The following is a 12,285-nucleotide window of genomic DNA, read 5'->3' on the forward strand; positions in this document are numbered from 1 at the left end:
GACCCGCCTGCACCACAGCCCGAGGTCCGGAGAGCAATCCCGGCCTTCAGCGCATGTCGATGGGGATGGTGACCGGACCGTCGTTGACCAGGTGCACCTGCATGTCGGCGCCGAAGCGCCCCGTGGCCACCTCGGGATGCAGGCTGCGGGCCTGCGCGATGAAGGCGTCGTAGAGCCGCCTCCCCTCGTCCGGCGGCGCAGCGCCCGTGAAGCTGGGACGGTTGCCGCCGCGCACGTCCGCCGCCAGCGTGAACTGGCTGACGATCAGCAGCCCGCCGCCCACATCCTGCACGCTGCGGTTCATCTTGCCGGCCTCGTCCGAGAAGATGCGCAGCTTCAGGATCTTGGCCAGCAGGCGCTCGCCCACGGCCTCGGTGTCGCCCGGCTCGGCGCACACCAGCACGAGCAAGCCTGGGCCGATGGCGCCCGCCACCTCGCCGGCGATCTCCACGCGCGCCTCGCGCACCCGCTGCAGCAGCGCCTTCACGGCAGCACCCGGCCGACCGGATCGCGGTCCTGCGCCAGCGCGGCCCGCGATTCGAATTTCAGCGGCAGCAGCTGGATGGTCACCCGCAGGTTGGGCAGAACCGCCATCAATGCCCGCTCGACGTCGTCCCGCATCAGCGCGGCGCGGCGCAGCGTCCAGCCCCCGGGCAGGTGCATGTGCAGGTCGGCAAAACAGCGGCGGCCGGCACGACGGGTGACGAGGTGGTCGAAGCGCAGCTCGGTGTCGGCCGGTGTCTCGGCGGCGATGCGATCCAGAACCGACTGCAGCAGCGCCTGGTCGGCCGGCGCCAGCGCCTCGTCCATCAGGCCCTGGGCCGAGCGCCAGACCAGCTGCCCCCCCTCCCAGATGATGTTGATCGCCACGCCGATGGCCAGCAGCGGATCGAGCCACAGCCAGCCGGTGAAGCCCACGGCGATCACGCCGATGATCACGGCGACGGAGGTCCACACGTCCGTCATCAGATGCCGGCCGTCGGCCTCCAGCGCGATGGAGTTGTGCTTCTTGGCCGCGCGGAACAGCAGCCAGGCCAGCCCGCCGTTGAAGGCCGAACTCACGGCCGAGAGCACCAGGCCCCAGCTCAACTGCTCCAGCGGCTGGGGATTGAGCAGCCGGTGCGCCGCCGCGCCGCCGATGCCCAGCGCGGCGCCGACGATCAGCACGCCCTCGAAGCCGGACGAGAAGTACTCCGCCTTGTGGTGGCCATAGGGATGCTCGTCATCGGCTGGCCGCGCCGCCACCGTCACCATGCTGAGCGCGAACACCGCGCTGGCCAGGTTGACGAAGGACTCCATCGCATCGGAGATCAGGCCCATCGAATGGGTCACGTAGCCGGCGATGCTTTTGAGCAGGATGGTGACCAGCGCGACTCCGATCGACAGCTTCAGCAGGTTGCGCGGCTGCCAAAGTGGCGAATCGTCACCGATAGGGAAATATTTCATGTTCTTTGTCAAAAACTCTACTGAACGCGCCACAGAGCGCCGCGGGGCGCGCCCTATCATGCGCGGTTTTCTTTAGCGCCAGATTAAGGTCATGAGACAGAGGACGCTTCAAGGCCTGCTCGCCGCCGCTGCCCTGTGGGCCGGCATTGTGGGCCCGGCCCAGGCGCAGGACGCCGTGAGCGGCGGACACGCCGGCTTCATCAAATCGGTCCAGGGGCAGGTCCTCATCGTGAACGCGGCCGGGCAGTCGCAGGCCGCCCAGGCGGGCAGCACGCTGCGTGCCAGCGACCGCGTCGAGACGGACGCGCAAGGCGCCGCCGGCCTCGTGCTGCGGGATGGCACCACCCTGGTCGTCGGCCCCGCCTCGCGCGTGGACCTGCGCGACTACCGCTTCGACAGCACCACGCAGGACGGCAACCTGCTGGTCGGCCTGCTGCGGGGCTCGCTGCGCATGATCAGCGGCCTGCTGGGCAAGGCCCATCCGGAAGCCGTGCGCGTGGAGACGCAGACGGCCACGATCGGCATCCGAGGGACGGACTTCATCGTGTCCGCCGAGGCCCCATGATGCGCCGCCCGCCCACCCTGCTGCGTTGGACCGTTCCCGCCGTGGCCGTGCTGCTCGCCGCCTGCGCGGCGCCACCGCCGCCCTCCACCCGCGTGGTGCTGCTGCCGCAGGACGACGGCACCCCGTCCGCGGTGGTGGTGAAGACGGCCGGCGGTCAGCAGCGCCTGGACAAGCCCTACGAACGCGCCTCGGTGGTCGCCGCCAGCCAGCCGCCGGTGGTCGACACCACCGACGCGGCGACGGTGCAGGCCCGCAACCCCAGCCTTTTCTCGATGCGGCCCGCCCGCCCGCAGCGCTACGTGCTGTTCTTCGACACCGGCGGCACGCGGCTGGCCGCGCAATCGCAGCGCGACCTCGATGCGCTGCTGGGCGACGCCCTGGCCCGGCCGGGCGCCGACCTGGTCATCACCGGCTACACCGACACCCGGGGTGCGGCGGCGGCCAACGACGCGCTGTCGCTGGCCCGCGCACAGATGGTGCGGCAGATGCTGATCCAGCGCGGCTTCGCGCAGGAACGCATCGAAGCCGCCGGACGCGGCGAGCGCGAACTGGCCGTGCCCACGGCCGACGAGGTGGACGAGCCGCGCAACCGGCGCGTGGTGATCGATCTGCGCTGAAAGCCCCGGGCGTTTCTTGGCAGCACCCGCCCGGCCGCCTGACGCGCGACTGGCGTGGCCGACGCATGGAAGCAGGCGTGCCGGTCGGCACACCTGAAACGGTCAGGCCAGCAGCACCCGCGCGAACTTGCGCTTGCCCACCTGCACCACGTAGCTGCCGGCCTCCAGCTTGAGCCCCTTGTCGCTCACGACGCTGGAATCCACACGCACGCCGCCGCCGTCGATCAGGCGGTTGCCCTCCGACGTGGACGCCGCGAGCCCCGCCTGCTTGAGCACATGGGCGATGCCCAGCGGCGCACCGCTGATCGGCACCTCGGGAATTTCGTCCGGCACGCCACCGCGGCTGCGGTTGATGAAGTCCTGCTCGGCCGCGTCGGCCGCCTGGGCGCTGTGGAAGCGGGCCGTGATCTCCTTGGCCAGCAACACCTTCGCGTCCTTGGGATTGCGACCGCCCTCGACCTCGGCCTTGAGCGCGGCAATCTCCTTCAACGAGCGGAAGCTCAGCAGCGTGAACCACTTCCACATCAGCGCGTCCGAGATCGACAGGACCTTGGCGAACATGGTGTTCGGTGCCTCGCTGATGCCGATGTAGTTGTTCTTGCTCTTCGACATCTTCTCGACGCCGTCGAGGCCTTCGAGCAGGGGCATGGTCAGAATGCACTGCGGCTCCTGGCCATATTCCTGCTGCAGGTGGCGACCCACGAGCAGGTTGAACTTCTGGTCCGTGCCGCCGAGTTCCAGGTCGCTCTTGAGCGCCACCGAGTCGTAGCCCTGCATCAGCGGGTACAGGAACTCATGCACCGAGATCGACTGGCCCGCCTTGAAGCGCTTGGTGAAATCGTCGCGCTCCATCATGCGCGCCACCGTGTACTTGGCCGCCAGCTGGATCATGCCGCGCGCGCCCAGCGGGTCGCTCCATTCCGAGTTGTAGCGGATCTCGGTGCGGGCCGGGTCGAGCACCAGGCTGGCCTGGCGGTAGTAGGTCTGCGCGTTTTCCTCGATCTGCTCGCGCGTCAGAGGCGGACGGGTGCTGTTTCGGCCTGAAGGGTCGCCGATCAGGGTGGTGAAGTCGCCGATCAGGAAGATCACCTGGTGGCCCAGGTCCTGCAGCTGGCGCATCTTGTTGAGCACCACGGTATGGCCGATGTGGATGTCGGGCGCCGTCGGGTCCAGACCCAGCTTGATGCGCAGCGGCTGGCCGGTCTTTTCGGCGCGCTGCAGCTTGCGGATCCACTCGTCCTGAGGCAGCAGTTCGTCGGCGCCTCGCAGAGAAATTTCGAGCGCTTGTCCTACACCATCCGATAGTGTTTGACCAATAGGAGACTGGGGATTCATTGCGATTTTGAGGGGCGGAAACAACACACGCCGCTATACTCCGCCGGGTTTTGCGCTGTGCATTCTACGCAGCGCCTCTTTTCGCCCCGCCCTTGCATCAGCGCTCACCTACAGCGCTGCAGGGCGGCCGCCGAACCCGAGCCCTGGATCCTACGTTGTCGAAATTGATCAACGGCATTCTGGCCGCCGAGGAAGCGTTTGCGTCTCGCGTGGCCCTGGTCATCCGGACCCATCCCCGCCATCTCACCGCCGCCGTCGCCGCGATGCTGATGACCGCCGGCGGCGGCGCCTTCGCCGTCGCCTCGCTGGGCCCCGATGCCGCGGATCTGCCGATCCGCCAAGTCCTCGAAACCGTCACCCCCGTCTCTGTCGAAAGCCAGAGCCAGGCCCTCGACGGCTACAGCTTCACCCTCTTCCGCACCGAGTCCACCCGCGCCAGCGACACGGCAGACGCCCTGCTCGGCCGCCTCGGCGTGAACGACCCGGCGGCCGCCGCTTTCGTGCGCGGCAACGGCGAGGCGCGCGCCGCCATGCTCAGCCGCGTGGGCCGCACCATCTCCGCCGAGATCGGCCAGGACGGCCGCCTGCACCGCCTGTCGGCCCGCTGGGTGCCCGACAACGCAGGCGGTTTCCGGCGCATCACGATGCAGCCGGACGGCGCCAGCTTCGCCGTGCGCAGCGAGGCCGAGGCGCTGGACATCAACCAGCGCGTGGCTGGCGGCACCATCCAGAGCTCGCTCTTCGCCGCCACCGACGCCGCGGGCATCCCCGACGCCGTCGCCAGCCAGCTCGCGGACATCTTCTCGGGCGATGTGGATTTCCGCCAACTGCGCAAGGGCGACCGTTTCGCCGTGCAGTACGAAAGCCTCGAAGCCGATGGCCAGGCCATGCGTACCGGCCGCGTCCTGGCCGCCGAATTCGAGACCGGCGGCAAGGTGCACCAGGCCATGTGGTTCGAGCCGGCCGGCCAGAAGGGCGGCTACTACCGCTTCGACGGCGAGAGCCTGCGCCGCGCGTACCTGGCGTCGCCGGTCGAGTTCACCCGCGTGTCCAGCGGTTTCGCGATGCGGCTGCACCCCATCCTCAACAGCTGGCGGCAGCACACCGGCACCGATTTCGCCGCACCACCCGGCACGCCCGTGCGCACGGTGGGCGACGGCACGGTCGACTTCGCCGGCTGGCAGAACGGCTACGGCAACATCGTCATCATCAACCACCGGAACCGCCAACAGACGGCCTATGCGCACCTCAGCCGCATCGACGTCAAGGCGGGGCAGTCCGTGAGCCAGGGACAGCGCGTGGGCGCGGTGGGCTCCACCGGCTGGGCCACGGGCCCGCACCTGCATTTCGAGTTCCGCATCGACGGCCAGTACTTCGATCCGCAGCGCATGCTGGCCGAGCAGGATGGCGGCACGCCGATTCCCGCTTCCGCCCGAGCGGCCTTCGCCAAGGCCATGGGTGCGGCGCGCACGGAACTCGCCGCCGCCAGCGCGGTGCTGCAGGCCCGCGCGGACTGACGACGGCACGCACCTGCGCCAGACCGGCGGCCCGGCCCTCACTCCCCTCCAAGCAGCGCCGGCCCTCCGGCGCTTTTTTTCTTGGCGACATTCGAGAACCCCGCATGACGGCGCTTTTCATCGGCCTGATGTCCGGCACTTCCCTCGACGGCGTGGACGGCGTGATCGCCGCCTTCGACGACGGCGTGACGGTGCATGCCCATGCGAGCGTCGGCTTCGACGCCGCCCTGCGCGCCGAGCTGCTGGCGCTGAACCAGCCGCAGGGCGTGGACGAGCTGCACCGGGCCGCGCTCGCCGCCAACCGGCTGGCGCGCCACTACGCCGCGGTGGTGCGGCAACTGCTCGATCGGACCAGTCCGGCCGCAGGTTCGGTCCGCGCTGTGGGCGCCCATGGCCAGACGGTGCGCCACCGGCCGGGCGCCTTCGACGGCACGGGCTACACGCTGCAGCTGAACAACCCGGCACTGCTGGCCGAACTGACGGGCCTGCCCGTGGCCTGCGACTTCCGCTCGCGCGACGTGGCCGCGGGCGGCCAGGGCGCCCCACTGGTGCCGGCCTTCCATGCCGCGCTGTTCGGTCGCCCCGGGGAGGTCCGTGCGGCGCTCAACCTCGGCGGCATTGCCAACCTGAGCCTGCTGCCGGGCGACGACGGGCCCGTACGTGGCTTCGACTGCGGCCCGGCCAACGCCCTGCTCGACCACTGGTGCCAATTGCACCGCGGTACTGCCTTCGATGCCGGAGGTGCCTGGGCCGCGTCGGGAACGGTCCGCCCCGCGCTGCTCCAGCGCCTGCTGGCCGAACCCTACTTCGCCCACCCCATCCCCAAGAGCACGGGGCGTGACCTGTTCCATCCGCAATGGCTCGCGCAGCACCTGCACCCCGACGACCTGGCTGCGGATCCGCGCGATGTGCAGGCGACCTTGGCGGAGCTGACGGTCCGCAGTTGCGCCGACGCGCTGCGCCTGCATGCACCGGACGTCCGGCGGCTGATCGTCTGCGGCGGCGGCGCCGCCAATGAAGACCTGATGCACCGCCTGGCGCTGCACCTGCCCGGGGTTGCCGTCGACACCTCCACCGCGCACGGCCTGCCGGCCCAGCAGGTCGAGGCCACGGCCTTCGCCTGGCTGGCGCAGCGGCTCTTGGCCGGGGAGCCCGGCAATCTGCCGACGGTCACGGGTGCCCGCGGCCTGCGGGTGCTCGGCGCGCTCTACCCGGCCTGACTGCCGGCGCGGCCGCGTCGACCCGACGAGGGCCGGCCCCTGGAAAGCGCCGACCATCGATCGCAGCGGCCGGGCGGCCGCCCAGCCTCAGTGCCGGCCGGCCGCGTCCGGTTCTTCGAGCTGGGGCGAGCGCGCCTCGGGCGGCACCTGCCAGAAGATGAAGGCCGAGGCCACAGTCACAAGCCCCACCGTCACGAAGGTGGCCTGGAAGGCCGGCAGGGCATGGTCGCCGAAGGTCCCGCTGAAGCCCGAGAGCACTGCGCCGGCCATGGCCACACCCAGGCTCATCGCCAGCATCTGCACCATCGAGAAGAGGCTGTTGCCGCTGCTGGCGCTGGCACCGTCCAGGTCCTTGAGCGTGAGCGTGTTCATGGCGGTGAACTGCAGCGAATTGAAAGCGCCGAACAGGGCGAACTGCAGCAGCCGCAGCCACAGCGGCTCCCCCGGCGACGCCAGCGCGAAGCTGGTCATGAGCAGCCCGATGATGCAGGTGTTGGCCGTCAGCAGGTTCCGGTAGCCGAAGCGCAGGATCAGCTGCGCCGCCACCCGCTTCATGCCCATGCCGGCCAGCGCCGTCGGCAGCATCATCATGCCGGCCTGCATCGGCGAGTAGTCCAGCGACACCTGCAGCGACAACGGAATCAGGAAGGGCATGGCGCCGCTGCCCAGCCGGCAGAACAGGTTGCCCAGCAACCCGACCGAGAGGGTCCGCACCTGGAAGAGGTGGGTCGAAAACAGCGGCGCTGGATGCCGGACCGCATGCAACCAATAGGCCACCACCGCCGAGAAGCCGAACACCGCCATCACCAGGGCGCCCGCGTGCCCCATGCCCGTGGCACCTTCAATGGCCAGCGACAAGGTGGCCATTCCGAAGGCCAGCAGCACGTAGCCCAAAAGGTCGAAGCGGCCAGGCGCATCGGCCCGCACGTCGGGCATGAAACGCTGGGTCGCTGCCAGGCCGATCAGGCCCACCGGCAGGTTGATCAGGAACACCCAGTGCCACGATGCGTACTCGACCAGCCAACCGCCCAGCGTCGGACCCAGCAGGGGGCCGATCAGGCCAGGAATCGCCACGAAGCTCATGGCTTGCAGGAACTGAGCGCGGGGAAAGGTACGGAGCACCGTCAACCGACCGACCGGCAGGAGGAGCGCGCCGCCCAGGCCCTGCAGCACCCGCGCCGCCACCAGCTCGCCCAGGTGCCGTGATGCCGCACAGGCCAGCGAGCCGAGCGTGAACAGGGCAATGGCCACCATGAACATCCGCCGCGTGCCGAAGCGGTCGGCCAGCCAGCCCGAAGCCGGGATCAGCAAGGCCATCGTGAGCGAATAGGACACCACGACGGACTGCATGCGCAAAGGACTTTCGCCCAGCGCGCGCGCCATCGACGGCAGGGCCGTGTTGATGATGGTGGCATCCAGCGTCTGCATGAAGAAGCCGATGGCCACCAGCCACAGCAGGATGCGTTGCGAGGTGTCGGTGGCCGCGGGAGCGGCTTCGGGTCGGGAGGCGGTCAAGGGCGGGCTCGGGCGCAAAGGGAAACAAAAAGCCGCCCGAAGGCGGCTTTCATGGCGGCGACTGGCGTTGTTGTCGCACGGTGCGGCGGATCAGACCGAGAAGCTCGAACCGCAGCCGCAGGTGGTGGTGGCGTTGGGGTTCTTGATCACGAACTGGGCACCTTGCAGATCTTCCTTGTAGTCGATCTCGGCACCGACCAGGTACTGGTAGCTCATGGCATCGATGAGCAGTGACACACCGTTCTTGGTCATGGTCGTGTCGTCATCGTTGGTCACCTCGTCGAAGGTGAAGCCGTACTGGAAGCCGGAGCAGCCGCCGCCCTGGACGAACACGCGCAGCTTCAGATCGGGATTGCCTTCCTCGGCGATCAGGTCGGCCACCTTCGCGGCGGCGGAATCGGTGAACACGATCGGCTCAGGCATCGCCTGCACGGCGGACGCGGTGGTTTCGGCAACTGCGGTCATGGGAAATCTCCGTGGAGGGCCGAGCCCGGCGGGCGCAGCCATGGGAAAGGATGCTAACGCAGGCAAAGAAAAACCGCCCCGAAGGCGGTTTTTCTCTGGCAGGTGCGAAACGCTTAGCGCTTCGAGAACTGCTTGCGGCGGCGTGCGGAGTGCAGACCGACCTTCTTACGCTCGACTTCACGCGCGTCGCGGGTGACGAAGCCAGCCTGGCTCAGCACCGGCTTGAGGGTCGCGTCGTAGTCGATCAGCGCACGGGTGATGCCGTGGCGGGTGGCGCCGGCCTGGCCGGACTCACCGCCGCCGTGCACGTTCACCTGGATGTCGAAGGCTTCCAGGTTCTCGGTCAGCGCAAGCGGTTGCTTCGCGATCATGATCGAGGTCTGGCGGCCGAAGAACTGCTCGATCGGCTTGCCATTCACCGTGATCTTGCCGCTGCCCTTCTTGAGGAACACGCGGGCGACGCTGGACTTGCGACGGCCGGTGCCGTTGTTCCAATCACCAATCATCTCGGGACTCCTCAGATTTCCAGCGGCTGCGGCTGCTGGGCGCTGTGCGGATGCTCAGCGCCGCCGTAGACCTTCAGCTTCTTGATCATGGCGTAGCCCAGAGGACCCTTGGGCAGCATGCCCTTGACGGCCTTCTCGAGCGCGCGGCCGGGGTGCTTGGCCTGCATGTCGCGGAAGTTGGTGGCGGTGATGCCACCCGGGAAGCCGGAGTGACGGTAGTAGACCTTGTCGAGGCTCTTGGTGCCGGTGACCTTGAGCTTGGACGCGTTGACGATGACGATGAAGTCACCGGTGTCGACGTGAGGCGTGTAGATGGCTTTGTGCTTGCCGCGCAGACGGAGGGCCACTTCGCTGGCGACCCGACCGAGAACCTTATCGGTTGCGTCAATCACAAACCACTCGTGCTTCACGTCAGCGGGCTTGGCGCTGAACGTAGACATGAGATTTCCTTGAAAACAGGAGGTTTGGAGTGAGCCCTTTTCCGCGGTCGGTCTTTCTCTGAAGGAAAGCTCTTAGGCGGGTGTCGAGCTTCGCCGCGGGGCTCGGTAAAACGCTGCGAAGCCTTCCATTATATGCACAGCCTTCAGATAGGCGCCACCTGAAGGCTGCCGCGGTTAGCATTGCCCCATGTTCAGCTACCGCCATGCCTTCCACGCCGGCAACCATGCCGACGTGCTCAAACACACGGTGCTGATCGCCGTGCTCGACTACCTGCTCGAGAAGGAAACCGCCCTCACGATGGTCGACACCCATGCCGGTGCCGGCCTCTATCGCCTGGACGGTGACTATGCCGGCAAGAGCGGCGAGGCCGCCGAGGGCGTGCTGCGGCTGGCCGAGGCGGCCGCCGCGTCCGACACCCCCCTGCCCGATGCGCTCGGTCGCTACCTGGCGCTGGTGCGCGAGTTCAATCGCGGCGAGGCGCTGCGCGTGTACCCGGGCTCGCCTTTCGTCGCCCATCAGCTGCTGCGCGAACACGACCGCCTCAAGCTCTACGAACTGCATCCCACGGACGCCAAGACCCTCGACGGCAACGTGGCCCAGCTCGATGCCGGCCGGCGCATCGCCGTGCTGCGCGAGGACGGCTTCGGCAGCGCTACCAAGTTCCTGCCGCCGCCCTCGCGCCGCGCGCTCGTGCTCACCGATCCGAGCTACGAAATGAAGACCGACTATGGCCGCACCGCCGCCTACGTGGACGAGGCGCTCAAGCGCTTCGCCACGGGCGTCTACGCGGTCTGGTATCCGATCATTCCCCGACCGGAGGCGCACGAGCTGCCGCGCCGGCTCAAGACGCTGGCAACCAAGGCCGGCAAGCCGTGGCTCAATGCCAGCCTCACGGTCAAGTCCAGCCGCATGGCTGTCGCGCTGCCGGGCGAGACCAGCCGCCGGCCTGGCCTGCCCGCCAGCGGCATGTTCATCATCAATCCGCCGCACACCCTGGCCGCGCGGCTGCGTCCCAGCCTGGCCCGCATGGCGCAAGTGCTGGCGCAGGACGCCAACGCCGCCTTCACGCTGGAGCACGGTGGCTGATCCACGGCTGCGGTCGGGCTTGCCCGGCCAAGGCCGGGCCTACCTCAGCGCTTTCGCTTGTTCACCACGCGCGCTGGCGCACGGCGCGCCGGCGCGGGACGCGGCGCCGCCGCCATGTTGATGGGCGCCAGACCACCTTCGACGCGCTCGCCCGCGCAACGACCGCCCTCCTCCGGGATCACCGTCAGCGACACCTGCTTGAAGCCGATGGTGGTCAGCTGGATCTGCTCGGCCGCGGCCTGGCTCAGGTCGATGATGCGACCCGGCGTGAAAGGCCCGCGGTCGTTGATGTAGACCAGCACCTCGCGCCCATTGACCAGGCTGCGCACGCACACCTTGGTGCCGAAGGGCAGCGTCTTGTGGGCGGCGGTGAAGCTGGTCATGTCGAACAGCTCGCCGCTGGCGGTGCGCCGGCGGTGGAACTGCACGCCGTACCAGGAGCCCCCGCCCCGCTCGAATTCCTCGACCTGCAAATCGTCGGGCGGGCCGTCGGGCGTCTCGCCCAGGTCGGGAAAGATCTGGACCACGCGCGAACGCGGTGCCTCGGCGGCGGCTGGCGGTTGCCGTTCCAGCGGGCGCAGCGTGGGCCGGGCCGCGGGAGCACCGGTCGCCGAAACGCCGTCAGCCCCGGCCTCCGGGGTCGTCGGCAGCGGCGCACAGGCCACGGCCAGCAGCGTCGCGAGTGCCGCACATGCGGCCCGCGCCGTTGCCCAGACGCTCATTCGCCCAGGCCCAGCCGATCCAGCAGCGCCAGGGTGGGCGCGGCCTGGTTCATGGTGTAGAAGTGCAGCGCCGGTGCGCCGCCCGCCACCAGCCGCTCGCACAGGGCCGCGACCACATCGAGGCCGAAGGCCTTGATCGAAGCCGTGTCGTCGCCGAAGGACTGCAGCCGCAGCCGCACCCAGCGCGGAATCTCGGCGCCGCAGGCATCCGAGAAGCGCATCAGCTGCGTGGAGCTGGTGATGGGCATGATGCCCGGCACGATCGGCACGTCGGCACCGGCGACGCGCGCCTCGTCGACGAAGCGGAAGTAGGCCTCGGGCGTGAAGAAGTACTGCGTGATGGCCGAATCGGCGCCCGCACGCACCTTGGTCGCGAAGGCCTGCATGTCGGCCTGGGGCGTGCGCGCCTGCGGATGCACCTCGGGATAGCAGGCCACTTCCAGGTGGAAGTCGCGTCCGGTCTCGGCACGGATGAAGGCGACCAGGTCGCTCGCGTACTGGAATTCGCCGCCGATGCCGTAGCCGCTGGGCAGGTCGCCGCGCAGCGCCACGAGGCGGCGCACGCCCATGGCCTTGAGCTGATGCAGTTGATCGCGCACCGTCTCGCGCGTGGCGCCGATGCACGAGAAATGCGAGGCGGCATCGGTGCCTTCTTCCAGGATCTCCTTCACCGTGGCGAAGGTGCCCGCCTGGGTGGAACCGCCGGCGCCATAGGTCACCGAGCAGAACTGCGGCGCGCGGGCACGCAGTTGCGCCCGCACGGCCCGCAGCTTGACCGCGCCTTCGGGCGTCTTGGGCGGGAAGAACTCGAAACTGATCGGCAGCGCCATGGGGAACCCTTTTCTTGTCG

The 12,285-nt window shown here is 68.9% G+C and carries 14 protein-coding genes; 5 read left to right on the top strand and 9 right to left on the bottom strand.

Going from position 1 to position 12,285, the window contains the following annotated elements; all coding sequences use genetic code 11:
* Positions 1-46: 46 nt before the first annotated feature.
* Together dtd and KBC94_RS12515 are read right to left on the bottom strand one after the other, a co-directional pair.
* Positions 47-487 carry a D-aminoacyl-tRNA deacylase gene (gene dtd / locus KBC94_RS12510; protein WP_294370451.1) on the bottom strand — a complete coding sequence of 147 codons (441 nt, stop codon included), beginning with the start codon at positions 485-487 and terminating at the stop codon, positions 47-49.
* Complete coding sequence (locus KBC94_RS12515; RefSeq protein ID WP_294370453.1) at positions 484-1,446, bottom strand: cation diffusion facilitator family transporter; 963 nt, start codon at positions 1,444-1,446, stop codon at positions 484-486. The genes dtd and KBC94_RS12515 overlap by 4 nt, the downstream gene beginning before the upstream one ends.
* A 91-nt stretch (positions 1,447-1,537) precedes the next feature.
* Here KBC94_RS12515 and KBC94_RS12520 point away from each other — a divergent pair, with 91 nt between their 5' ends.
* Both KBC94_RS12520 and KBC94_RS12525 read left to right on the top strand, forming a co-directional pair.
* Positions 1,538-2,011 (top strand): FecR family protein, encoded by a 474-nt coding sequence (locus KBC94_RS12520; RefSeq protein ID WP_294370455.1) that lies wholly within the window; start codon positions 1,538-1,540, stop codon positions 2,009-2,011.
* On the top strand, positions 2,008-2,628 hold the full coding sequence (locus KBC94_RS12525) for an OmpA family protein (protein ID WP_294370456.1): 621 nt from the start codon (positions 2,008-2,010) through the stop codon (positions 2,626-2,628). The genes KBC94_RS12520 and KBC94_RS12525 overlap by 4 nt, the downstream gene beginning before the upstream one ends.
* Before the next feature lie 102 nt (positions 2,629-2,730).
* Here the strand turns inward: KBC94_RS12525 and tyrS are convergent, their stop codons facing one another.
* Complete coding sequence (tyrS, locus tag KBC94_RS12530) at positions 2,731-3,963, bottom strand: tyrosine--tRNA ligase (protein WP_294370458.1); 1,233 nt, start codon at positions 3,961-3,963, stop codon at positions 2,731-2,733.
* A gap of 164 nt (positions 3,964-4,127) precedes the next feature.
* Here tyrS and KBC94_RS12535 point away from each other — a divergent pair, with 164 nt between their 5' ends.
* Both KBC94_RS12535 and KBC94_RS12540 read left to right on the top strand, forming a co-directional pair.
* Positions 4,128-5,480: a M23 family metallopeptidase gene (locus KBC94_RS12535; RefSeq protein WP_294370763.1), complete on the top strand. Its 1,353-nt coding sequence runs from the start codon at positions 4,128-4,130 to the stop codon at positions 5,478-5,480.
* Positions 5,481-5,584: 104 nt separating this feature from the next.
* Positions 5,585-6,700, top strand: a complete 1,116-nt coding sequence (locus tag KBC94_RS12540; RefSeq protein WP_294370460.1) for an anhydro-N-acetylmuramic acid kinase — start codon at positions 5,585-5,587, stop codon at positions 6,698-6,700.
* A gap of 87 nt (positions 6,701-6,787) precedes the next feature.
* Here KBC94_RS12540 and mdtD read toward each other — a convergent pair whose 3' ends face one another.
* The 4 genes from mdtD to rplM form a co-directional block, all read right to left on the bottom strand.
* Entirely contained in the window at positions 6,788-8,215 is a 1,428-nt protein-coding gene (gene mdtD / locus KBC94_RS12545) for a multidrug transporter subunit MdtD (RefSeq protein ID WP_294370462.1), read from the bottom strand.
* 90 nt (positions 8,216-8,305) lie between these two features.
* Positions 8,306-8,680 (bottom strand): iron-sulfur cluster insertion protein ErpA, encoded by a 375-nt coding sequence (erpA, locus tag KBC94_RS12550; RefSeq protein ID WP_294370464.1) that lies wholly within the window; start codon positions 8,678-8,680, stop codon positions 8,306-8,308.
* Positions 8,681-8,793: 113 nt separating this feature from the next.
* On the bottom strand, positions 8,794-9,186 hold the full coding sequence (gene rpsI, locus KBC94_RS12555; RefSeq protein WP_017761458.1) for a 30S ribosomal protein S9: 393 nt from the start codon (positions 9,184-9,186) through the stop codon (positions 8,794-8,796).
* Between the two features lie 11 nt (positions 9,187-9,197).
* The gene (gene rplM / locus KBC94_RS12560) at positions 9,198-9,626 is read right to left on the bottom strand and encodes a 50S ribosomal protein L13 (RefSeq protein ID WP_114802320.1); all 429 of its coding nucleotides are present in this window, start codon (positions 9,624-9,626) and stop codon (positions 9,198-9,200) included.
* Between the two features lie 187 nt (positions 9,627-9,813).
* Between rplM and rlmJ the strand changes: the two genes are divergently transcribed.
* Entirely contained in the window at positions 9,814-10,713 is a 900-nt protein-coding gene (rlmJ, locus tag KBC94_RS12565; RefSeq protein ID WP_294370469.1) for a 23S rRNA (adenine(2030)-N(6))-methyltransferase RlmJ, read from the top strand.
* Between the two features lie 44 nt (positions 10,714-10,757).
* Here the strand turns inward: rlmJ and KBC94_RS12570 are convergent, their stop codons facing one another.
* Both KBC94_RS12570 and metF read right to left on the bottom strand, forming a co-directional pair.
* Positions 10,758-11,435 (bottom strand): septal ring lytic transglycosylase RlpA family protein, encoded by a 678-nt coding sequence (locus KBC94_RS12570; RefSeq protein WP_294370470.1) that lies wholly within the window; start codon positions 11,433-11,435, stop codon positions 10,758-10,760.
* Positions 11,432-12,265 (bottom strand): methylenetetrahydrofolate reductase [NAD(P)H], encoded by an 834-nt coding sequence (gene metF / locus KBC94_RS12575; protein ID WP_294370471.1) that lies wholly within the window; start codon positions 12,263-12,265, stop codon positions 11,432-11,434. The genes KBC94_RS12570 and metF overlap by 4 nt, the downstream gene beginning before the upstream one ends.
* Between the last annotated feature and the right edge of the window lie 20 nt (positions 12,266-12,285).

The sequence above is a fragment of the Pseudacidovorax sp. genome (assembly GCF_017991995.1).
Lineage (GTDB): Bacteria > Pseudomonadota > Gammaproteobacteria > Burkholderiales > Burkholderiaceae_C > Xenophilus.

What these genes read in the sequence shown, in the direction of transcription:
- KBC94_RS12515 (WP_294370453.1), bottom strand. Translation starts at nt 1,446, where the DNA reads ATGAAATATTTCCCTATCGGTGACGATTCGCCACTTTGGCAGCCGCGC.
- KBC94_RS12520 (WP_294370455.1), top strand. Translation starts at nt 1,538, where the DNA reads ATGAGACAGAGGACGCTTCAAGGCCTGCTCGCCGCCGCTGCCCTGTGG.
- KBC94_RS12525 (WP_294370456.1), top strand. Translation starts at nt 2,008, where the DNA reads ATGATGCGCCGCCCGCCCACCCTGCTGCGTTGGACCGTTCCCGCCGTG.
- tyrS (WP_294370458.1), bottom strand. Translation starts at nt 3,963, where the DNA reads ATGAATCCCCAGTCTCCTATTGGTCAAACACTATCGGATGGTGTAGGA.
- KBC94_RS12540 (WP_294370460.1), top strand. Translation starts at nt 5,585, where the DNA reads ATGACGGCGCTTTTCATCGGCCTGATGTCCGGCACTTCCCTCGACGGC.
- erpA (WP_294370464.1), bottom strand. Translation starts at nt 8,680, where the DNA reads ATGACCGCAGTTGCCGAAACCACCGCGTCCGCCGTGCAGGCGATGCCT.
- rpsI (WP_017761458.1), bottom strand. Translation starts at nt 9,186, where the DNA reads ATGATTGGTGATTGGAACAACGGCACCGGCCGTCGCAAGTCCAGCGTC.
- rplM (WP_114802320.1), bottom strand. Translation starts at nt 9,626, where the DNA reads ATGTCTACGTTCAGCGCCAAGCCCGCTGACGTGAAGCACGAGTGGTTT.
- rlmJ (WP_294370469.1), top strand. Translation starts at nt 9,814, where the DNA reads ATGTTCAGCTACCGCCATGCCTTCCACGCCGGCAACCATGCCGACGTG.
- KBC94_RS12570 (WP_294370470.1), bottom strand. Translation starts at nt 11,435, where the DNA reads ATGAGCGTCTGGGCAACGGCGCGGGCCGCATGTGCGGCACTCGCGACG.
- metF (WP_294370471.1), bottom strand. Translation starts at nt 12,265, where the DNA reads ATGGCGCTGCCGATCAGTTTCGAGTTCTTCCCGCCCAAGACGCCCGAA.